Here is a 21,654-nt window from a genome sequence, read left to right as displayed (position 1 = left end):
AGAGAAAATGGCAGAATCAATGAAAGGCCTGAAAAGGACCCACCGTTGCGCAGAACTTGGCACAGCGAATATCGGTGAGACCGTCACCGTCATGGGGTGGGTGCAGAAGAACAGAAATAAAGGCGGTATTATCTTTGTTGACTTAAGAGACCGCTCCGGGATCCTGCAGTTGATATTTGAGAACGGAAGTATCGATGAAGAAGGATTTGAAAAAGCAGGAAAGCTCAGAAGCGAGTTTGTCATTGCGGCAGTAGGAACCGTGGAGGCACGTTCCGGAGCTGTCAATGAAAATCTTGCTACAGGGGCCATCGAGATACGTGTGAAAGAGCTTCGGATCCTGTCCGAGTCCGAGACTCCGCCGTTCCCGATTGAGGAAGACAGCAAGACAAAGGAAGAACTGCGTCTGAAATACCGGTTCCTGGACTTAAGAAGACCGGATATGCAGCGGAATCTCCGCATGAGAAGCCAGATCGCCACACTGACGAGACAGTTCCTGGCAGATGAAGGATTCCTTGAAATCGAGACACCGACACTGGTAAAGAGTACACCGGAAGGAGCAAGAGACTATCTGGTACCAAGTCGTGTACATCCGGGAAGCTTTTATGCGCTGCCGCAGTCTCCTCAGACATTAAAGCAGCTGCTGATGTGCTCCGGATGCGACCGCTATTTCCAGCTTGCAAGATGCTACCGGGACGAAGATCTCCGTGCAGACCGCCAGCCGGAATTTACACAGATCGACATGGAGCTTTCCTTTGTTGATGTAGATGATGTTCTGGAAGTCAACGAGCGTCTCCTTGCTTATTTGTTTAAAGAAGTTCTGGATGTGGATGTAAAGCTTCCGATCCAGAGAATGACATGGCAGGATGCAATGGACCGCTACGGTTCCGACAAGCCGGACACCCGTTTCGGAATGGAGCTTGTCAATGTCAGCGAGATCGTAAAGGACTGCGGATTCGGCGTCTTTACCGGAGCTCTGGAGCAGGGCGGAAGCGTCCGCGGAATCAATGCCAAAGAACAGGGTGCAATGCCGCGTAAAAAGATTGATAAGCTTGTAGAATTTGCAAAAGGATATGGTGCAAAAGGACTTGCATATATTGCGATTCAGGAAGATGGAAGCGTGAAATCCTCCTTTGCAAAATTCATGACAGAAGAGGAAATGGCTTCCCTGATCCAGGCAATGGACGGACAGCCGGGAGACCTTCTGCTCTTTGCGGCTGACAAGAATAAGATTGTATGGGATGTACTTGGAAATCTCCGTCTTGAAATTGCAAGACAGCTGGATCTTCTGGACAAGAGCCAGTACAATTTCCTCTGGGTAACAGAGTTCCCGCTGCTTGAGTGGAATGAAGACGAGAACCGTTTCGTGGCAATGCACCATCCGTTTACCATGCCGATGGAGGAGGATCTTCAGTATCTGGACAGTGATCCGGGAAGAGTGCGCGCGAAAGCATACGATATTGTATTAAATGGAACCGAGCTCGGCGGAGGAAGTGTCCGAATCCACCAGAATGACATCCAGACAAAGATGTTTGAAGTGATCGGATTTACAAAAGAAGAGGCCGAAGAGCAGTTCGGATTCCTTCTGAATGCGTTCAAGTACGGGGTACCGCCTCATGCAGGACTTGCCTACGGACTGGACCGTCTTGTCATGCTCATGGCGAAAGAAGACAGCATCCGTGATGTCATTGCATTCCCGAAGGTGAAAGATGCATCAGACATGATGCTGGAGGCACCGTCTGAAGTAGCAGTAAAACAGCTGGAAGAGCTGGGAATCGGTGTCATCAGAAAAGAAGAGGCGGAAGCGGAAACAGAAGAGTAATTTCGTGAGAAAGAAGAAAAAGGGTGTTGTGGGAAACTGCAGCATCCTTTTCAATTAACAGAAAACTTTGTCCTTTGTTCTGAGAGTATCTGGCATACAGGTTTCGGGGATACAGCTGTCTGAGAAAAGAAAAAACACGATTCATTTGAATCGTGTTTTAAGAGCGACAGACGGGGCTCGAACCCGCGACCCCAACCTTGGCAAGGTTGTACTCTACCAACTGAGCCACTGTCGCATGAATATCAAATTTTGAAAAAGAAGAGCGACAGACGGGGCTCGAACCCGCGACCCCGACCTTGGCAAGGTCGTACTCTACCAACTGAGCCACTGTCGCTTAATGTTTTTTGTTCACTCGGAACAAAATGTATGATACTATAAAAGAAAAGAAATGTCAACATGTTTTTTAAAAAAATTTTAAATAGAATTTACAAAGAACCGGGGGTGTCAAAATGGAGCAGAACAGTACAAAAACAGTATGGAATGAAAGGAGGATGGACGGAATCGATCTGAGTGGTAAAATCCTGGAATGGGGAGATTTTACCGCCGTCAGTTTCCGGAATGCCGACTTTACAGGGTGCAGGCTTTCTAATTCAAGATTCCGGGACTGTGATCTGGAAGGAGCAAAATTTTGCGGGGCAGATTTGCAAGGGGCGGACCTTCGGGGATGCAGTCTTAAAAATGCAGACTTCCGGGGTGCGGATATCCGGCTTTCAACACTGGAAAATGCAGACCTGACCGGGGCGCGCATGGATGAGACAACCGTGGGGTATCCTATGCGCTGCCCGGAGAAAGGAGCGTTTGTAGCATACAAGAAATGTGTGTATGACCGGATTGTACAGCTCCTTGTTCCGGCAGATGCAAAGCGGAGCTCGGCCACAGGTCCGACATGCCGGTGTAATAAGGCAAAAGTACTGACAATCAGAAACTTTGACGGCACAAGGGAATTTGATGAGGCATGGTCGCTGGTGGATGAAAACTTCGTCTACCGGAAAGGGGAGTGGGTATACGCTGACTCTTTTACAGAAGACCGGTGGAAAGACTCCACTCATGGGATCCATTTCTGGATGACGAGAGAGGAGGCAATGGCATACTGAGAAATCTCTTTACGATCAGAGGACTTCGTGCTATAATCAGAGACGAAATGAACAGGCAGAGTAGAAATATGTGCGTTAAGTGCCATTCGGACGGGGAGTTGCCGGTGGACGAAAAGAAATTTCTTGCGGTACATATTTCGCATCCCGCTGCTGCACATAGACAGAGATTGATATACCTGCTGTGCGTGGCAAAAGGACTACTGCAAAGGAGGTATATTTTTATGGAAAAATGCAAGAAACTACGAGACATGTTCCGGGAATCAGCCCGTGAACTCAAAGACAGCCATACCATGGTTGTCATAGCGATGCTTCTGGCACTCGCTGTGGTGCTGGGATTTTTTGGAACCGTGCAGGTGACGGACTTTCTGAAGATCGGATTTTCCTTCCTGCCAAATGAACTGGCAGCAATGCTGTTTGGACCGTCTGTGGGCGGTATTGTCGCGGGAGCGGCGGATATTCTGAAGTATCTGGTAAAGCCGACGGGAGCCTTTTTTCCGGGATTTACCATCAGTGCCGTGGCGGGCGGCATCCTCTATGGAATGGTTCTGTACCGGAAGCCGCTTTCCGTGGGGCGGATTGTATTTGCGAAAGTACTTGTCGCAGTTCTGGTCAACACCTGTCTGAACACGTACTGGCTTACTGTCATGTACGGAAGTTCCTTTGCGGCGCTGCTTCCGGCAAGACTTCTGAAACAGATGGTGATGGTGCCGGTGGAGACGGTGCTGTTTTATCTCGTAGTACGGACATTATCCAGAGCAAAAGTATTTGCATTGATGAAATCAAATTAAAATGGAGAAAAACGGAGGTAGCAATATGAGTTATGCGGATCAGGTATTTGTCAGCATGTGCAGAGACATTATCGATCACGGCACAAGTACAGAAGGAGAAAAGGTGCGGCCAAAGTGGGAAGACGGAACACCTGCCTATACGATCAAAAAGTTTGCGGTTGTAAACCGGTATGATCTTGCGAAAGAATTTCCGGCACTGACCCTTCGGAAAACAGGGATCAAGAGCTGTACCGATGAGATGCTCTGGATCTGGCAGCGCAAATCCAACAACATCCATGACCTGAAACCTCATATCTGGGACAGCTGGGCAGATGAAGACGGATCCATCGGAAAGGCGTACGGATATCAGATGGGAGTGAAACATCAGTATAAGGAAGGAATGATGGATCAGGTAGACCGTGTTATCTATGATCTGAAGCACAATCCGTACAGCAGGCGGATTCTGACCAACATCTATGTTCATCAGGATCTGCATGAAATGAATCTGTATCCGTGTGCATACAGCATGACCTTCAACGTGACGAAGCGTCCGGACAGTGAAAAACTGGTGCTGAACGGAATCCTGAACCAGCGTTCCCAGGACGTGCTGGCGGCAAACAACTGGAATGTCTGTCAGTATGCGGTGCTGATGCATATGATGGCGCAGGTTTGTGACATGCAGGTGGGCGAGTTTGTTCATGTGATCGCGGACGCGCACATTTATGACCGTCACATTCCGCTTGTGGAGGAGCTGATTTCAAGAGAGCAGCACGAAGCGCCTAAATTCTGGCTGAACCCGGATGTAAAAGATTTCTATGACTTTACGCCGGATGACGTCCGTCTGGATGATTATGCGACAGGACCGCAGATTAAAAATATTCCGATTGCGGTATAAAGAAGAGGAGGCACACAGATGAATCTGATTGTGAATGTAGACAAAAACTGGGCTATCGGGAATAAAAACAAGCTGCTTGTCAGCATCCCGGCAGATATGAAGTTTTTCCGGGAGACAACAACAGGAAACGTGGTTGTTATGGGCAGAAAGACCCTGGAAAGCTTTCCTGGCGGACAGCCGTTGAAGAACAGAACGAATATCGTCCTTACAAGAGACGCGCATTTTCAGGTAAAAGGAGCAGTTGTAGTACACAGTCTGGAGGAACTTCTGGAGGAACTGAAGCAGTATCCGGATGAGAGTATCTATGTGATCGGAGGGGAGAGCGTTTACCGGATGATGCTCCCGTACTGTACCGAGGCTTATGTGACAAAGACGGACCATGCCTATGACGCGGATACATATTTCCCGAATCTGGATGAAGAGGAAGACTGGATCCTGGAAGGAGAGTCTGACGAGCAGACATATTTTGATCTGGAATACATATTTACAAGATACAGAAAAAGAACTACAAAAGACTGATGCCGGAGAAAAAGCTTGACAACAGATATCCCCACCCCGTATAATGTCAATAATTACTTTAACGAGACAGAGAAATGTAGTGAGTGGGAGGAGTACCTCCCGGCCGGATGCAAAGAGAGAAGGCGGGTGGTGGAAGTCTTCGTGACGGCGGGTGGGAACTGGCCCATGAACAGCGGACTGAAAAGGTCTTATCCGATGCAGGAAGTAAGATGTGATTAGGCTCCGACGTTGTTCCAGCGTTATCGGGAAACAGTATGAAAGTACTGGTTGAGTGCAGAGAAATTCTGAAGTTAGGTGGTATCACGGAGTTATTCGCCCTAAGCAAAGGCTTAGGGCGTTTTTTTCTACAGGAAGTCTTTTCGGATGCCCTGGGGAATAAAATTTCCGTACAGATGCAGGGAAGAATAGAGAGCCTTGACAAGGAGAAGGAAAAGGAGGAAACGGCATGAGGAAAATCAGTGGAAACAAGCTTCTTGTAAAAGCATTAAAAGAAGAAGGTGTGGATACGCTCTTTGGTTATCCGGGGGCATGTACGATTGATATCAGCGATGAGCTTTATAAACAGGGAGATATCAAGATCATTCTCCCAAGACACGAGCAGGCGCTGGTTCACGAGGCGGATGCTTACGCAAGATCAACGGGCAAGGTCGGGGTCTGCCTTGTAACAAGCGGACCCGGAGCGACGAACCTGGTAACCGGTCTTGCCACGGCAAACTATGACAGTGTGCCGCTTGTATGTTTTACAGGACAGGTGGCGCGGCATCTGATTGGAAATGACGCATTCCAGGAGGTCGACATTGTAGGAATTACAAGAAGCATCACCAAATACGGAGTGACGGTACATAGAAGAGAAGATCTGGGAAGAATTATAAAAGAAGCGTTCTACATCGCAAGAAGCGGGAAACCGGGACCTGTTCTCGTAGATCTTCCGAAAGACGTGATGGGTGAGCTTGGCTCTCCGGAATATCCGTCAGAGGTCAATATCCGCGGCTATAAGCCAAACACCAGCGTTCACATCGGCCAGTTAAAACGCGCGGTCAAGCTGTTAAACCACGCGAAGAGACCGCTGTTTCTTGCAGGAGGCGGAGTGAATATTGCGGAAGCCAATGAAGCCTTTACAAGACTGGTGGAAAAGACGAAAATTCCGGTGGTCACAACGGTAATGGGAAGAGGCGCTGTCCCGACGAATCATCCGTATTATGTGGCAAACCTTGGTATGCACGGAGCCTACGCGGCTAATATGGCGGTGGAAGAGTGCGATGTGCTGTTTTCCATCGGTACAAGATTCAATGACCGGATCACAGGAAAGCTGCACGCGTTTGCGCCGAACGCAAAGATTGTACATATCGATATTGATACGGCGTCCATCTCCAAGAATATCCATGTGGATGTGCCGATTGTAGCGGACGCAAAGGAAGCAATCGAAAAGATGCTGGAGTACGCGGAAGAGAAGGATACAAAAGAGTGGATGGAGAAAATTCAGGGCTGGGAGCAGGAACACCCGCTTCAGATGAAGAAGAGGGGAAATGTCATGCTTCCGCAGGATATTATCGAGGGAATCAATCATGTTTTTGATGAAGGAATCATTGTAACGGATGTAGGACAGCATCAGATGTTCGCGGCACAGTATGCGGAGATTACGCCGAAGAAACGCCTTCTGATGTCGGGAGGACTTGGCACGATGGGATATGGATTCCCGGGAGGAATCGGAGCAAAGATCGGCAATCCGGATAAACCGGTGATCGTTATTTCCGGTGATGGAGGCATGCAGATGAATATTCAGGAATTTGCCACAGCGGTTCTCGAAGAGCTGCCGATTATTATCTGTGTTCTGAATAATACCTACCTTGGAATGGTGCGTCAGTGGCAGAAGCTGTTTTACGGCAAACGCTACGCCATGACCAATCTTCTTGCAGGGGCTGCTCTGCGCCGCGGGGATGAAAAGCTGCCGGAATATACACCGGACTTTGTGAAACTTGCAGAAAGCTACGGGGCAAAGGGAATGCGTGTGGAGAAGAAAGAGGATATCGAGGCGGCACTTCTGGAAGCCTCAAAAGAGACGAAGGTACCGACACTGATCGAATTCATCATCGATCCGGAAGAAGTGGTCTACCCGATGGTGAAGCCAAACGGTACGCTCCATGAGATGCTGATGGACTGCTAGAGAAGGAGGAAATGGAAATGAATGGAATGTTGAAAAAAAGATGGATCTCTCTTTATGTGGAAAATCAGATTGGTGTGCTTTCCAAGATTTCCGGGTTGTTTTCGGCAAAATGCTATAATCTGGAAAGTCTGACGGTGGGACGGACAGAAGACCCGACGATTTCCAGAATGACGATCGAAACGCATTGTGATGAGGAGACTTTTGAACAGATTAAAAAACAGCTGAACCGGATGGTGGAAGTGATCAAGGTCATCGATTTTACGGATCTTTCAGTCTGCATGAAGGAGATCCTGTATGTCAAAGTGAAAAAATGCAGTCTGGAGGAAAAGACAGAGCTTTTCCAGATTGCCGAGACCTTCAAGGCGGAAGTGATCGATTACGGGAAAGACAGTATGCTGCTTGAATTTTTGCAGACGGCCACCAAAAATGATGCGGTTGTCAAGCTTTTGAAAGAAGAATTCCGGGATGTGGAAGTCGTGCGGGGCGGAAGCGTCGGAATTGAAGCAATCAGTATGGCAGAGCGGTAGCAGGAAAATCATACGGATTCAAAAAAAACAGAGCGCACTCTTGAATTTTTTCCAAAACAGTCTTATACTAGAAAAATAAGAAAACAAGATTGGAGTGGATGGAAATGGAAAAGAAAAATTTGGACTGGTCAAATCTGGATTTCGGGTATATCCAGACCGATAAAAGATATGTTTCCAATTTTAAAGACGGTGCGTGGGACGATGGATGTCTGACATCCGATGCCAGTATCGTACTCAACGAGTGTGCGGGTGTGTTCCAGTATGCACAGACCGTATTTGAAGGATTAAAGGCATACACAACAGAAGACGGAAAGATTGTAACATTCCGTCCGGACTTAAATGCTGAGAGAATGATTGATTCGGCAAAGAGACTGGAAATGCCGGCATTTCCGAAAGAGCGCTTTATTGATGCGGTAACACAGACAGTAAAAGCAAATGCCGCATGGGTACCTCCATTCGGTTCCGGGGCAACCCTTTACATCCGGCCTTATATGTTCGGTTCCAGTCCGGTGATCGGTGTGAGTCCGGCGGCTGAATACCAGTTCCGCATTTTAACCACTCCGGTCGGACCATATTTTAAAGGCGGAGCAAAGCCGATTACGATCAAGGTTTCTGATTTTGACAGAGCGGCACCGCACGGAACCGGCCATATCAAGGCAGGACTGAACTACGCCATGAGCCTTCATGCAATTGTGACAGCACACGAAGAAGGCTATGCGGAAAACATGTATCTCGACGCCGCTACAAGAACAAAGGTAGAGGAGACAGGCGGAGCCAACTTTATCTTTATCACAAAAGATAAAAAAGTTGTAACACCGAAATCATCCTCCATCCTTCCGTCCATTACAAGACGCTCGCTCCTTTACGTGGCAAAAGAGTATCTTGGGCTTGAGACAGAAGAACGGGAAGTGACTCTGGAAGAAGTTCCGGAATTTGCGGAATGCGGACTGTGCGGTACAGCTGCCGTTGTTTCTCCGGTGGGCAAGATTGTAGACCACGGAAGAGAAATCTGTTTTGCAAGCGGCATGGATGAGATGGGACCGGTGACAAAACAGCTCTATGACACATTGACAGGAATCCAGATGGGGCGGATCGAGGCTCCGGAAGGATGGATTCATGTAATTGAATAAGGAAAATGGAACAGATCCTCCGGGCAAGATGTCCGGGGGATTTTGATTTCCCCTTTAAAAAATATGGAAATCATGCTATAATAAGCCGGATTTATAGTCGGCGGGAGATGATCAAATGGATGCATATACAGGATTTGCGGAAGTATACGATACATTTATGGACAATGTCCCATATGCAGAATGGACAGAATATTATGCGGGGATTCTGAAAGAAAACGGAATCCGGGACGGGCTCGTTCTGGATCTTGGATGCGGCACCGGAAGCATGACAGAGCTTCTGGCAGGGCTTGGCTATGACATGATCGGAGTGGATAATTCGGAAGAGATGCTGGAGATTGCTTCGGAGAAGAAAGCGGCTTCCGGACATGATATCCTTTATCTTCTTCAGGATATGAGGGAGTTTGAGCTCTACGGTACGGTCCGCGCAGTCATAAGCGCCTGTGATTCCGTCAATTATATTACGGAGCCCGAAGAGCTGGCAGAGACGTTTGCACTGGTGAACAACTATCTGGATCCGGGCGGACTGTTTTTGTTTGATTTTAATACAGAATATAAATACAGGGAGATCCTGGGGGATACAACGATTGCGGAAAACAGAGACGAGTGCAGTTTTATCTGGGAGAATTTTTATGACTCTCAGGAGCGGATCAACGAGTATGATCTGACGATTTTTGTACGTGAGGGAGAACTGTACAGAAAGTTTGAAGAAACCCATTTTCAGAGAGGCTATACGGTCAGGGAAGTGACGGACTGTCTGAGGAAAGCCGGCATGGAACTTGTTGCGATGTATGACGGCTTTACGAAAGAGCAGCCGGACGAAGAAAGCACCCGCATCTGTGTAGTGGCAAGAGAATGTGGAAAGAACAGAGCCGAATAAAGAAAGAAATGAGGAATCAGTAATGAAAGATTATTTAGTAAGAGCAACCGCGGCGGGCAGCCAGATCCGTGCGTTTGCGGTGACATCGACAGAGATGGTAGAGACAGCACGACAGCACCACAATACAAGCCCTGTTGCGACCGCTGCGCTTGGAAGACTGCTGACAGCCGGAGCCATGATGGGAAGCATGATGAAAAATGATACGGACATCCTGACCATCCAGATCAAATGTGACGGACCGATTCAGGGACTGACGGTGACAGCAGACAGCAAAGCCAATGTCAAAGGATATGTGGAAAATCCGGATGTGATGCTTCCGCCTAAGAACGGCAAGCTGGATGTAGGCGGCGCACTGGGACTTGGTATTTTAAATGTAATTAAAGATATGGGCTTAAAAGAGCCGTATGTGGGACAGACGATCCTTCAGACCGGTGAAATCGGAGATGACCTGACTTATTATTTCGCAAATTCCGAACAGGTACCGTCCTCGGTAGGACTGGGAGTTCTGATGGAAAAAGACAATACGGTGAAATGTGCCGGAGGATTTATCGTGCAGGTAATGCCGTTTGTGGAAGAAAAAGTGCTGGAACAGCTGGAGGAAAATATCAGCAACATCCATTCTGTTACTGCGCTTCTGGAACAGGGACATACACCGGAATCTCTGCTTCAGGAAGTATTAAAAGGAATGGATATTGAGATTACTGATACCCTTCCGACACAGTTCTACTGTGACTGTTCTAAGACAAAGATTGAAAAGGCAATTATCAGTATCGGGGAAAAAGAGATCAAAGAGATGATTGATGAAGGAAAAGACATTGAAGTGAAGTGCCATTTCTGTAACACTGCATACAGCTTCAGTGTGGACGAGCTTTCCGCTCTGTTAAAACAGGCAAAGAAAAAATAAAAAGGAAAAGAGGAACGGGGCATGAAACAGGGATTTATCAAAGTGGCGGCGGCTACACCTGATATCCGTGTGGCAGATACGGCATTTAATACAGAAGAAATTATAAAAAAGATGAAAGAGGCAGCGGGAAACGGCGCAAAGATCATTGTCTTTCCGGAGCTTTGCATCACGGGATATACCTGCGGTGATCTGTTTACCCAGGATATTCTTCTGGAACAGGCAAAAGCAGGACTTTGCAGGATTGCCGAAGAAACAAAAGAACTGGAATCGGTTGTTTTTGTCGGATGTCCTCTTGCGGTGGACGGTGAGCTGTACAACACGGCAGCGGCCCTGAATAAGGGAAAGATTCTTGGATTTACAACAAAGACGTTCCTTCCGAATTACGGAGAGTTTTATGAAATGCGTCAGTTCACTCCGGGACCGGAAGAGGTAAGAATGATCCAGTTTGCAGGAGAAGAAGTACCATTCGGTCCGCAGATCCTTTTTGAGTCCATGGAGACTGAGGGACTGATCCTGTCAGCGGAGATCTGTGAGGATGTGTGGTCCCCGGTTCCGCCAAGCATCAAGGCGGCGCTGGAAGGAGCTGTGATTCTTGTGAACTGCTCCGCGAGCGATGAGACAATCGGAAAGAACCGTTACCGGGAGGAATTGATCAAAGGACAGTCAGCCAGATTGATTGCGGGATATGTTTACGCCAACGCAGGGGAAGGAGAGTCCACCACGGATGTTGTGTTCGGCGGACACAATCTGATTGCGGAAAACGGGACGATACTGAAAGCTTCCCGGCGGTTTGCGAATGAAACAATCTACAGCGAAATTGATATCAAGCGGCTGCTGTCCGAGCGCCGGAAAAATACGACATTCCGTTCTGCGGCAAAAAAGACACTGCCGGTTGTTCCGTTTTCCGTCAAAGAAGAGGAGACGGCCCTTACAAGAACCTTTTCCCCGGCACCATTCGTTCCGCAGGATGAAAAGGAACGTGCCGCAAGATGCGAAGAGATTCTGTCTATTCAGGCTATGGGGCTGAAAAAAAGACTGGTTCATACAAAGGTTTCCGGAGCAGTAGTCGGCATTTCCGGCGGACTGGACTCCACTTTGGCGCTCCTTGTGACGGCAAAGGCTTTTGATATGATTGGAATTCCAAGATCCCGGATCAAGGCGGTGACCATGCCTTGCTTCGGGACGACAGACCGGACATACAGAAACGCCTGCCAGATGTCATGCAGACTTGGTGCTTCTCTTCTGGAAGTGCCGATCCGGGAAGCGGTGACTGTACATTTCCGCGATATCGGCCATGATCTGAATGACCACAGTGTGACATATGAAAACGGTCAGGCAAGGGAACGGACACAGGTGCTGATGGATCTTGCCAACAAAGACGGAGGACTTGTCATCGGAACGGGGGATATGTCAGAGCTTGCTCTTGGCTGGGCGACGTATAACGGAGACCACATGTCCATGTACGGTGTCAACGCCTCTGTACCGAAAACGCTGGTGCGCCATCTGGTACAGTACTATGCGGACACCTGCGGGGATGAAGAGCTTCAGAAGATTCTGCTGGATGTGCTGGATACACCGGTAAGTCCGGAGCTTCTGCCGCCGGAGGACGGTAAGATTGCGCAGAAGACAGAAGATCTGGTGGGACCGTATGAGCTTCATGATTTTTACCTTTATTATGTGCTGCGTTTTGGATATGAGCCGTCCAAAATTTACCGGATTGCAAAGCATGCATTTAAAAGTGTCTATGATGATGAGACGATTCTGAAATGGCTGAAGAAATTCTACTGGAGATTCTTCTCACAGCAGTTTAAGCGTTCCTGCCTTCCGGATGGACCGAAAGTAGGTACGGTGGCTCTGTCTCCAAGGGGAGACTGGAGGATGCCAAGCGATGCTTCGGCGGCTGTCTGGATTCAGGATCTGGAACGGTTATAAGAGAAAGAGATAAAAGAAAGAGGGCGGATATCTTCCGGACTGTCCGGACATGAATCCGCCCCGGCTGTTTCAACCAGAACTGTCTGAAGAGGAATTACAGTTTGATATTTTTGAAAAGATCTCCAAGATTTGTTCCGATCTCTTCGGATTTTGGAAGCTCTACATGCAGTTCTTCTGTCTCTTCTTCTTTTTCTTCGGAAAGAGCTTTGATACTCAGGCTCAGTTTTCCATCTTTGATTCCGATGACTTTGACATTGACACGGTCTCCTGTCTTCAGGACATCGGCCGGTGTTTTGATCCGTTTTTCGCAGATCTGGGATACATGGACAAGTCCGGAGAGGCCATCGTCAAAGCGGACAAACGCGCCGTAGGACTGAATGGATTCCACGGTGCCTTCCATAACACTTCCAACCTGGATCTTTGAGATGCGTTCGGCACGCTCTCTGGCTTCTTCTTCTTTTAAAATCTCACGGGCGGAAAGAATGAGGCGGTGTTCTTCCGGATCTGCCTCAATGACGCGGACGGTGATTTCTTTCAGAAGATAGCTTTCCAGATCTTCGATATAGGAAAGAGAAAGTCTGGATGCCGGGACAAAACCGCGAAGGCCTTCCACCTTGACGATCACGCCGCCGTTGACCACACCTTCTACTTTCAATGTAAGGTTTGTACGGTTGTCCATATAGTTTTGTACGATATGCCATGGATCGGCGATATCAAACTGGTCTTCATAGTCTTTCATGGACTCTGCCTGCGGTTCCAGGGCAGATGTTTTTGTTTCTAATTCTTCGTTCATTGATGATGCACCCCTTTTTGTGTTTTCTCTAGAAAGTATATCATAGATTTTTTGTTAGAGAAAGCAAAGTGAAAGAATATTTTTATGAAAACCGAAAAAACAGTTGGCGCGGAATCAAAAAGATGATACTCTATTTTTATATCAAGTAAAAGATTGGCCGGCACGTACGGCATATGGGAGGAAATGTAAAAAGTATGTCAGATAATCAGAAAGACAGAAAGGTATATGTGGTAGGACATAAAAATCCGGATACGGATTCCATCTGTTCTGCCATTGCATACGCAGAATTAAAAAAGCAGATTACAGGAAAAAATTATGTGGCAAAAAGAGCCGGAGAGGTCTCGGAGGAGACCAGATATGTTCTTGACTATTTTCATGTGGAAGAGCCGGCGCTCCTTCAGAATGTATTTCAGCAGTTAAAAGATGTGGATATCCGGAAGATTGACGGAGTTTCCAGCCAGGCGTCGATCAAAGAGGCCTGGGCGATGATGCGGGAAAACAGTATTCGGACGCTGCCGGTTCTGAATGAGCAGAAGCTGGAAGGAATTATCACGATTGGAGATATTGCCAATTCCTATATGGAGCTCTATGACAGTTATCTGTTGTCCGACGCACGGACACAGTACAGAAGCATTATGAATACACTGGACGGGAAGATCGTCACAGGGAACGAGCATGCATATTTCGTGAAAGGAAAGGTTGTTATCGCAGCCTCCTCTCCGGATATGATGGAGAATTTTATCGATGAAGACGATCTTGTCATCGTTGGAAACAGGTACGAGTCTCAGCTTTGTGCGATAGAAATGGATGCAAGCTGCCTTGTCATCTGCCAGGGAGCGGAGGTATCGAAGACGATCCGGAAGCTGGCATCCGAGCGAGATGTAGTGATTATCAGTACGCCGCACGACACCTTTACGACCGCCCGTCTGATCAATCAAAGTATTCCGGTCAAATATTTTATGACCAAAGAACATTTGAGCACGTTCCATATGAATGATTACCTGGAGGAAGTACGGGATGTCATGTCCAAGAAAAGATACCGTGATTTTCCGGTTATTGATAAAAAGGGACGGTTCACCGGATTTATTTCCAGACGGAGACTGTTAAAGCCGAGGCGCAAACAGGTCGTTCTTGTCGATCATAACGAAAAGACGCAGGCGGTAGACGGAATTGAAGAGGCGGAAATTCTTGAGATCATCGATCACCACAGAATCGGAAATCTGGAGACGATGGGTCCGGTTTATTTTAGAAACCAACCGCTTGGCTGTACTGCGACCATTATCTATCAGATGTATCAGGAAAACCAGATTACTCCGTCCAGAGAGACAGCAGGTCTTCTCTGTGCAGCGATTATTTCCGATACCCTGTTGTTCCAGTCGCCGACCTGCACTCCGATGGATGAAGCGACTGCGAGAACGCTTGCTCAGATTGCGGGAATAAATATCGATGAGTTCGCAAAAGAGATGTTCAAAGCAGGAAGCAATCTTGCGAATAAATCTGTTTCCGAGATCTGTTTCCAGGATTTCAAGGAGTTCCATGTCAATGAGCTGACGTTCGGAGTGGGACAGATCAATTCCATGAGCAGCGAGGAACTGCAGGAGATCCGGGAAAAGGTATGTCCGGAACTGCCGGATGTGCTGAAAGAAAGCGGACTGGATATGGTATTCTTTATGCTTACGAATATTGTAGACCAGTCTACAGAGCTTCTCTGCTGTGGAGGAAGTGCAAGGCAGACCGTGATCGATGCTTTTGAGCTTCCGGAAGATACAGATCAGATCGTATTAAACGGTGTCGTATCCAGAAAGAAACAGCTGATCCCGACACTGGTGAGCGAACTGCAGCAGTAGGAGGGAGTATATGACAGACAAGGTGATTTTTAAACCAGGCAATATGCTGTACCCGCTCCCGGCAGTGATGGTAAGCTGTGCAGGGAAAGACGGAACAGACAATATCCTGACGGTGGCGTGGACGGGAACGGTCTGTTCAGATCCGCCGATGCTCTATATTTCTGTCCGGCCGAACCGGTTTTCCCACCATATGATCGAGGAAACCGGAGAGTTTGTTGTCAACCTTACGACGGAACAGCTTGCAAAGGCGGCCGATTACTGCGGTGTGCGTTCCGGAAAAGACGTCGATAAATGGAACGAGATGAAACTCACAAGAAAAAAGACAGAGTCCCTTCAGTATGCGCCTGCAATTGCGGAATGTCCGGTGAATATTGAGTGTAAAGTCAGAGAGATTATACGTCTTGGAACACATGATATGTTTCTGGCGGATGTAACGGGCGTTCAGGTGAGCAGTGAGTACATGAATGAAAATGGAAAGTTCGAGTTGAACAAGACAGGGCTGATTGCCTATTCCCATGGGGAGTATTTAACTCTTGGGAAGCAGCTCGGAACTTTCGGGTTCAGTGTGAAAAAGAAGAAAAAGAAAAAAAGAAAATAAACTTTGCAAAAACAAGGGAAGAACCCGGAGGCTGGAAAAATTTGTTCCAGATTCCGGGTTCTATCTGTATCTCCCGGTGAATAAAGTTACAGGAGAGAAGAATGAGGCGGGCACAGCGTGAAGGAATTCGGAAAACAGTGGAGACTTACAGCGGAGATCATCCTGATTGCGGCAGTCTGCATGGCGGGAATGTGGCAGAACACAAAGAAAACGATCGAAAGCATCAGCGATGTGAAGAAAAAAGAGGAGGAAAAGAGGATTGCCATTACATTTGATGATGGCCCGGACGGTATATCTACTCCTGTACTTCTGGATGGTTTGAAAGAGAGGGGAGTCAGAGCAAGCTTTTTTGTGATCGGTCAGGAGGCGGAGGAACATCCGGATCTGATCCGGAGGATGCAAAAAGAAGGACACCTGATCGGGAATCATACGTACCATCATGTGGAACTGACGAAAGTAGATCAGGAGACGGAAAGAAAGGAGATTGAAAAGACGAATGAAGTAATCGAAAATATCACGGGGGAAACGGTTGCTTTTATCCGGCCTCCGTACGGCTCGTGGAGAGAAGAAACTTTGGAAGAAATCGATCTGATTCCGGTAAAATGGGATATTGATCCTCTTGACTGGTGCACGAAAAGTACCGGGGAAATCGTAAGAAAGGTAGTGACGCAGGCAGAAGAAAATGGTATTATTTTATTACATGACTGTTACGGGACTTCCGTGGAGGCGGGACTTCAGATCATAGATACCCTGCAGGAGGAAGGATACCGGTTTGTGACAGTCGATGAACTGATTATGGATTAAGGAAAGTGAAATAAGATGCTGCATGAATTTTCGAGGACAGAATTATTATTAGGAACAGAAGGAATGGACAGGCTGAGACACTCCTGCGTTACCGTGCTTGGGGTAGGAGGTGTCGGGTCTCACTGTATCGAGGCACTGGCCAGAAGCGGTGTGGGACATTTGATTCTCGTGGACCATGACAAGGTATCTCTGACAAATATCAACAGGCAGTCCATTGCCCTTCACAGTACGGTCGGACAGTATAAAACGAAAGTCATGAAAGCAAAGATTGCCGACATTTCACCGGAGATTCAGGTGATGACTTACGAGGAGTTTGTACTGGAAGAAAATCTGGAACAGGTGTTTGAAATCCGCCCGGATTATATTGTGGATGCTATCGATACCGTGACGGCAAAGCTTGCGGTGGCAGAGTATGCCAAAGAGCATCAGATTCCGCTGATCAGCAGTATGGGAACCGGAAACAAGCTGCATCCGGAGATGTTTGAGATTGATGATATCCGAAATACATCCGTATGCCCGCTGTGCCGCGTGATGCGAAAAGAGCTGAAAAAGAGGAATGTGGAGAGCCTTAAGGTACTGTATTCCAAAGAAAAGCCGGTGGATATTTCCGACCGGGTGACAGAAGAGGAAAAGGGGGCCAGAAGATCGCTTCCGGGCAGTATTTCCTTTGTTCCGCCTGTGGCCGGGCTGATGATCGCCGGAGAAGTGATCCGTAATTTGAGCGGATACCGGGAGGGAGACAGATAGAGATGGATTTATTTGAATATGCAAGGGAAAAACAAAAAGAGACAGAGTCACCGCTTGCGTCAAGGCTCAGGCCGGAGACACTGGAAGAAGTGGCAGGACAGCAGCATATCATCGGAAAGGACAAGCTGCTTTACCGTGCAATCAAGGCGGACAAGCTAAGTTCCGTCATTTTTTACGGCCCGCCGGGGACCGGAAAAACGACGCTTGCCAAAGTCATCGCCAATGCAACAAGCGCAAGATTCTGCCAGATCAACGCGACAGTTGCAGGGAAAAAAGATATGGAAGCGGTGGTGGAAGAGGCAAAAAAGGCAAGGGGAATGTACCAGCAGAAGACGATTCTGTTTATCGATGAGATCCACCGGTTTAACAAAGGACAGCAGGATTACCTCCTGCCGTTTGTGGAGGATGGTACGGTGATTCTGATCGGGGCGACGACGGAGAATCCGTATTTTGAAGTAAACCGGGCGCTGATTTCCCGGTCCACCGTCTTTGAATTAAAGCCGTTGTCCAAGGAGGATGTGGAAAGCCTGATTCACCGGGCTGTCTACGATGAGAAGAAGGGAATGGGAAGCTATCACGCCAGGATCGATCCGGATGCAAGCGCATTTCTGGCAGATATGTCGGGTGGCGATGCCAGACTGGCGCTCAATGCGGTGGAGCTTGCCGTTTTGACTACCGAAAGAAGCAGTGACGGGTTCATTCATCTGACACTGGATGTTGTATCAGAATGCATCCAGAAAAGAGTAGTCCGTTACGATAAGGACGGGGACAACCATTATGATACCATATCCGCCTTTATCAAAAGCATGCGGGGATCCGACCCGGACGCTGCGGTGTACTATCTGGCAAAGATGCTTTATGCCGGAGAGGATATCCGGTTTATTGCCCGCAGAATCATGATCTGCGCATCGGAGGATGTGGGAAACGCAGACCCGATGGCACTGACCGTGGCGGTATCGGCAGCCCAGGCAGTGGAGCGGATCGGGATGCCGGAGGCACAGATTATTCTGTCCCAGGCCGTGCTTTACGTGGCTTCCGCTCCGAAGAGCAACTCTGCAGTGCGGGCGGTTTCCGAGGCAATGGAAAGTGTGAAAAGCAAAAAGACAACGGTTCCTGCGCATCTTCAGGATGCCCATTATGGAGGGCACGAGCAGCTGGGACATGGAATCGGTTACCGGTACGCACACGATTATCCGAACCACTACGTTGACCAGCAGTATCTTCCGGATGAAATCAAGGAAAGTGTATTCTACCATCCGGGAGATCTGGGAAAAGAAAAAGAATTAAAAGACTGGCTTTCCTATATCAGGAAACAGTAAAGAAGCGGATGTCCTCATCCGGAATATTATATGCAAAAAAGAACCCCGTGAGAATTCTGGAGCTGCAAACCGGAATCTCACGGGGGTTTATTCTTTTCAATACAAATTACAGCAGATGTGTCATAATGTAGGCGTAGATTTCCTGATTCTTTGCGGCCCAGTTCGCCGCCATGGTTTCAGCCTCCTCGTGAGAAGGGACCGTAACTGTCAGATCGATCAGAGGCATGGAGTGTTCGATCACCTGGCAGTGTACGGAGAATTCTCCATTTGTGTTCCGATAGTAATCGGATTTCACAGACACTTCATTTTTCAGCGAAAATTTCTTCTCGATAAAAAAGTCGTCAATATCCTTTTTAATTGCGTCTGAAATTTTATTCTCGAAAAAGCAGATTGATTCGGCTCCTTCCTCGGTCAGATGGTACATCGTACGGTTGTGTGTTGTCTCCTCCCGGATCAGACCGGACTCGGTAAGTTCGGAGAGCGCTTTTTGGAGGGTAAAGTAAGTCGTATACCCTTTTCCAAGAACAAAATCGGAAATCTGAGCGTTTGCAAGAGGAAAATCTACCTTGCTGAGCATGTACAAAATGATCAGTTTATAGAGTGTGAATGTTTCTGCCATAGTGCATACTCCTTTCTAAAGAGCGTGATAGTGTTTGCCCTGCCAGATATTTCTTTCCCTGAAAGATTTTTCCATCTGATTGAGAACCAGCCGCTTGTTTCCGGTCCAGAGGGGAGCGGCAAGCAACGATTTCGGACCGTCCCCGGTCAGACGGTGGATAACAATATCAGGTCTGAGACAGCACAGGCAGGTCCCCAGAAATTCCAGATATTCTTCCATGGTTGGAAGAAAAAATGGGTGCTCCAGATAATAGTCGTACAGATCGGTATCCTTGAGTACGTGGAGCAGCTGAAGCTTGATCCCCTGGATATCCTGTCTGTTCAGATACTCTATTGTTTCCAGCATATCAGCCTCGGATTCACCGGGCAGATATAAAATCGTATGGACGATCACAGAAAGACCAAGGGCACGGAGTTTTTTCAACGCCTCCTCAAAAACCGGAAGAGGATAACCTCTCCGGATAAACTCGGCTGTGGATTCATGAATCGTCTGAAGGCCAAGCTCAATCCAGACCGGTTTGATCAGGGAGAGCCGCTCCAGGAGGTCAAGAATTTCCGCAGAGAGACAGTCCGGACGGGTAGCAATGGAAAGCACCTTCACCTCTGGATCTGTCAAAGCCTGGGTAAATGCCTTTTCCAGAACTTCCAAAGGGCCGTATGTATTCGTGTAGGCCTGAAAATAAGCAATATAAGAATGTCCCGAGTATTTGGATTTCTTTTTTTCTTTTTCCACCCGGAGCTGTTCCGGGATGGAAAGAGAAACGTCCGCCGCGAAATCACCGCTGCCTCCACGGCTGCAGAAGATACAGCCACGTGTTCCGCAGGTGCCGTCACGGTTCGGACAGGTACAGCCGGCATTCAGGGACAGTTTGTACAGTTTTTCATGAAAAGTCTCTTTGATATAATAATCCAGCGAATTATACCGCTTTTCGCCCCAGCGTACAGTCGCGTCCATCTTACGGAATCAGAGCCTTGATGGCTTCGCTCACGGCATCGGCTACACGAGGATCAAATGCTTCCGGAAGAATGCTGGTTTCGCTCAGTTCCTCCTCCGGAACAAGAGAGGCGATGGCATTGGCAGCAGCCAGCTTCATCTCTTCCGTGATCTGGGAGGCACGTCCTTCGAGGGCACCCCGGAAAATGCCAGGGAATGCGATCACGTTATTCACCTGATTCGGGAAGTCGCTCCGTCCGGTTCCGACAACTTTTGCTCCGGCTTCCTTTGCAAGATCCGGCATGATTTCCGGTACCGGGTTTGCCATGGCAAAGAGGATGGAGTCCGAATTCATGGATGCCACCATCTCTTTTGTGACGATGCTCGGGGCGGAGACACCGATGAAAATGTCCGCACCTTTTAACGCATCCGCAAGGGTACCGTGGATCTGATCCGGATTCGTCAGTTCGGCCATCCGTTTCTGCATCCAGTTCAGATGCTCGGAATCCCGGCAGATCGTTCCATTGATATCACACATGGTGATGTGGGAAAATCCATAGGTCAGGAGGAGCTTTGTGATAGCAACTCCGGCGGAACCTGCACCGTTTACGACAACGCGGCAGGATTCCTTTGATTTTCCGACAACCTTCAGCGCATTGATGACGCCTGCAAGAACGACAATGGCAGTGCCGTGCTGGTCATCATGGAAGACCGGAATGTCCAGAAGCTCTTTTAACCGTTCTTCGATCTCGAAACATCTCGGGGCGGAGATGTCTTCCAGATTGATGCCTCCGAAGGCAGGGGCAATATTCACTACGGTACGGATAATCTCTTCTGTATCCTGTGTATCCAGACAGATCGGAACTGCATTGACCTGTCCGAATTCTTTAAACAGAACCGCTTTTCCCTCCATGACAGGCATTGCGGCACGGGCTCCGATATTGCCAAGACCAAGAACCGCGCTTCCATCGGAGACAACGGCAACCGTATTTGCTTTCATGGTGTATTTGTACACCGCTTCCGGATCTTTGGCGATCACTTTGCAAGGCTCCGCAACTCCCGGTGTATATGCCACTGCAAGGTCCTCCCTTGAACGGACATGTGCCTTTGCCGTCGTTTCGATCTTTCCGTTCCAGATTTCATGCATTTTCAGTGCTTTTTCCAATGTATTATTTTCAGCCATACTATTCACCTTTTCTTCATTAATAATGTATGATTATGATCACTTCTTCAATCATACCATTCTTAAAACAGGGGCGCAATTAAATTTTGGAAAAAACACTTTTCATTTTGAAAATTGTGATGTATACTTTACGTATTAAGTCAGTCAGGTCGAGTCAGACTATTTTTTCCCATGAGACCAGAA

General features: G+C 48.0%; 20 protein-coding genes, 2 tRNA genes, 1 riboswitch and 1 other annotated feature. Of the genes, 16 read left to right on the top strand and 6 right to left on the bottom strand.

Features of this window, described 5'->3' with window-relative positions; all coding sequences use genetic code 11:
* The first annotated feature begins 7 nt into the window (after window positions 1–7).
* On the top strand, window positions 8–1,819 hold the full coding sequence (gene aspS, locus H6A32_RS04035; RefSeq protein WP_087252631.1) for an aspartate--tRNA ligase: 1,812 nt from the start codon (window positions 8–10) through the stop codon (window positions 1,817–1,819).
* Window positions 1,820–1,981: 162 nt separating this feature from the next.
* Here the strand turns inward: aspS and H6A32_RS04030 are convergent.
* Window positions 1,982–2,054: transfer RNA gene (locus tag H6A32_RS04030), tRNA-Gly, on the bottom strand.
* 26 nt (window positions 2,055–2,080) lie between these two features.
* Window positions 2,081–2,153 (bottom strand) — tRNA-Gly (locus H6A32_RS04025).
* A 115-nt stretch (window positions 2,154–2,268) separates the two neighbouring features.
* Here H6A32_RS04025 and H6A32_RS04020 point away from each other — a divergent pair.
* The 10 genes from H6A32_RS04020 (at window position 2,269) to H6A32_RS03975 (ending at window position 12,628) form a co-directional block, all read left to right on the top strand.
* Entirely contained in the window at window positions 2,269–2,913 is a 645-nt protein-coding gene (locus H6A32_RS04020; RefSeq protein ID WP_204863816.1) for a pentapeptide repeat-containing protein, read from the top strand.
* Between the two features lie 54 nt (window positions 2,914–2,967).
* Window positions 2,968–3,065, top strand: a riboswitch (THF riboswitch).
* Window positions 3,066–3,134: 69 nt separating this feature from the next.
* A complete protein-coding gene (locus H6A32_RS04015; RefSeq protein WP_207651995.1) occupies window positions 3,135–3,701 on the top strand; it encodes a folate family ECF transporter S component in 567 nt (188 codons plus the stop codon).
* Between the two features lie 25 nt (window positions 3,702–3,726).
* Window positions 3,727–4,575, top strand: a complete 849-nt coding sequence (gene thyA, locus H6A32_RS04010) for a thymidylate synthase (RefSeq protein WP_087168304.1) — start codon at window positions 3,727–3,729, stop codon at window positions 4,573–4,575.
* Window positions 4,576–4,593: 18 nt separating this feature from the next.
* Entirely contained in the window at window positions 4,594–5,094 is a 501-nt protein-coding gene (locus H6A32_RS04005) for a dihydrofolate reductase (RefSeq protein WP_087252569.1), read from the top strand.
* A 70-nt stretch (window positions 5,095–5,164) separates the two neighbouring features.
* Window positions 5,165–5,417: a binding site (T-box leader), on the top strand.
* Between the two features lie 122 nt (window positions 5,418–5,539).
* Window positions 5,540–7,258: a biosynthetic-type acetolactate synthase large subunit gene (gene ilvB, locus H6A32_RS04000; RefSeq protein WP_087168300.1), complete on the top strand. Its 1,719-nt coding sequence runs from the start codon at window positions 5,540–5,542 to the stop codon at window positions 7,256–7,258.
* 11 nt (window positions 7,259–7,269) lie between these two features.
* Window positions 7,270–7,785: an acetolactate synthase small subunit gene (gene ilvN, locus H6A32_RS03995; RefSeq protein WP_430749570.1), complete on the top strand. Its 516-nt coding sequence runs from the start codon at window positions 7,270–7,272 to the stop codon at window positions 7,783–7,785.
* 89 nt (window positions 7,786–7,874) lie between these two features.
* Window positions 7,875–8,915 carry a branched-chain amino acid aminotransferase gene (locus H6A32_RS03990; protein WP_346342239.1) on the top strand — a complete coding sequence of 347 codons (1,041 nt, stop codon included), beginning with the start codon at window positions 7,875–7,877 and terminating at the stop codon, window positions 8,913–8,915.
* Between the two features lie 115 nt (window positions 8,916–9,030).
* On the top strand, window positions 9,031–9,792 hold the full coding sequence (locus tag H6A32_RS03985) for a class I SAM-dependent DNA methyltransferase (RefSeq protein WP_204863815.1): 762 nt from the start codon (window positions 9,031–9,033) through the stop codon (window positions 9,790–9,792).
* Between the two features lie 22 nt (window positions 9,793–9,814).
* Window positions 9,815–10,696: an Hsp33 family molecular chaperone HslO gene (hslO, locus tag H6A32_RS03980; protein WP_087168296.1), complete on the top strand. Its 882-nt coding sequence runs from the start codon at window positions 9,815–9,817 to the stop codon at window positions 10,694–10,696.
* 21 nt (window positions 10,697–10,717) lie between these two features.
* Window positions 10,718–12,628 carry an NAD(+) synthase gene (locus H6A32_RS03975; protein ID WP_204863814.1) on the top strand — a complete coding sequence of 637 codons (1,911 nt, stop codon included), beginning with the start codon at window positions 10,718–10,720 and terminating at the stop codon, window positions 12,626–12,628.
* Between the two features lie 94 nt (window positions 12,629–12,722).
* Here the strand turns inward: H6A32_RS03975 and H6A32_RS03970 are convergent, their stop codons facing one another.
* Window positions 12,723–13,421 carry a S1 RNA-binding domain-containing protein gene (locus H6A32_RS03970; RefSeq protein ID WP_087168294.1) on the bottom strand — a complete coding sequence of 233 codons (699 nt, stop codon included), beginning with the start codon at window positions 13,419–13,421 and terminating at the stop codon, window positions 12,723–12,725.
* A 194-nt stretch (window positions 13,422–13,615) separates the two neighbouring features.
* Here H6A32_RS03970 and H6A32_RS03965 point away from each other — a divergent pair, with 194 nt between their 5' ends.
* The 5 genes from H6A32_RS03965 (at window position 13,616) to H6A32_RS03945 (ending at window position 18,736) form a co-directional block, all read left to right on the top strand.
* Window positions 13,616–15,268: a putative manganese-dependent inorganic diphosphatase gene (locus tag H6A32_RS03965; protein ID WP_087168293.1), complete on the top strand. Its 1,653-nt coding sequence runs from the start codon at window positions 13,616–13,618 to the stop codon at window positions 15,266–15,268.
* Between the two features lie 10 nt (window positions 15,269–15,278).
* Complete coding sequence (locus tag H6A32_RS03960; RefSeq protein WP_087168292.1) at window positions 15,279–15,866, top strand: flavin reductase family protein; 588 nt, start codon at window positions 15,279–15,281, stop codon at window positions 15,864–15,866.
* Window positions 15,867–15,983: 117 nt separating this feature from the next.
* Complete coding sequence (locus H6A32_RS03955) at window positions 15,984–16,670, top strand: polysaccharide deacetylase family protein (RefSeq protein ID WP_242958952.1); 687 nt, start codon at window positions 15,984–15,986, stop codon at window positions 16,668–16,670.
* Window positions 16,671–16,685: 15 nt separating this feature from the next.
* A complete protein-coding gene (locus H6A32_RS03950; protein WP_087168291.1) occupies window positions 16,686–17,417 on the top strand; it encodes a tRNA threonylcarbamoyladenosine dehydratase in 732 nt (243 codons plus the stop codon).
* Between the two features lie 2 nt (window positions 17,418–17,419).
* Entirely contained in the window at window positions 17,420–18,736 is a 1,317-nt protein-coding gene (locus tag H6A32_RS03945) for a replication-associated recombination protein A (RefSeq protein WP_087168290.1), read from the top strand.
* 106 nt (window positions 18,737–18,842) lie between these two features.
* Here the strand turns inward: H6A32_RS03945 and H6A32_RS03940 are convergent, their stop codons facing one another.
* From H6A32_RS03940 to H6A32_RS03930, 3 genes are read right to left on the bottom strand one after another with little or no spacing between them, the layout of a single operon-like run.
* Window positions 18,843–19,355: a DUF4364 family protein gene (locus H6A32_RS03940; protein ID WP_204863813.1), complete on the bottom strand. Its 513-nt coding sequence runs from the start codon at window positions 19,353–19,355 to the stop codon at window positions 18,843–18,845.
* A 15-nt stretch (window positions 19,356–19,370) separates the two neighbouring features.
* Window positions 19,371–20,309 carry a TIGR01212 family radical SAM protein gene (locus H6A32_RS03935; protein ID WP_204863812.1) on the bottom strand — a complete coding sequence of 313 codons (939 nt, stop codon included), beginning with the start codon at window positions 20,307–20,309 and terminating at the stop codon, window positions 19,371–19,373.
* Between the two features lies 1 nt (window position 20,310).
* Complete coding sequence (locus tag H6A32_RS03930; protein WP_204863811.1) at window positions 20,311–21,471, bottom strand: NAD(P)-dependent malic enzyme; 1,161 nt, start codon at window positions 21,469–21,471, stop codon at window positions 20,311–20,313.
* Window positions 21,472–21,654: the final 183 nt, after the last annotated feature.

Source organism: Drancourtella massiliensis, assembly GCF_016900655.1.
In the GTDB taxonomy this organism is placed as follows: Bacteria; Bacillota; Clostridia; order Lachnospirales; family Lachnospiraceae; genus Sellimonas; species Sellimonas catena.
This window is presented reverse-complemented; position numbering and strand designations above follow the sequence as displayed.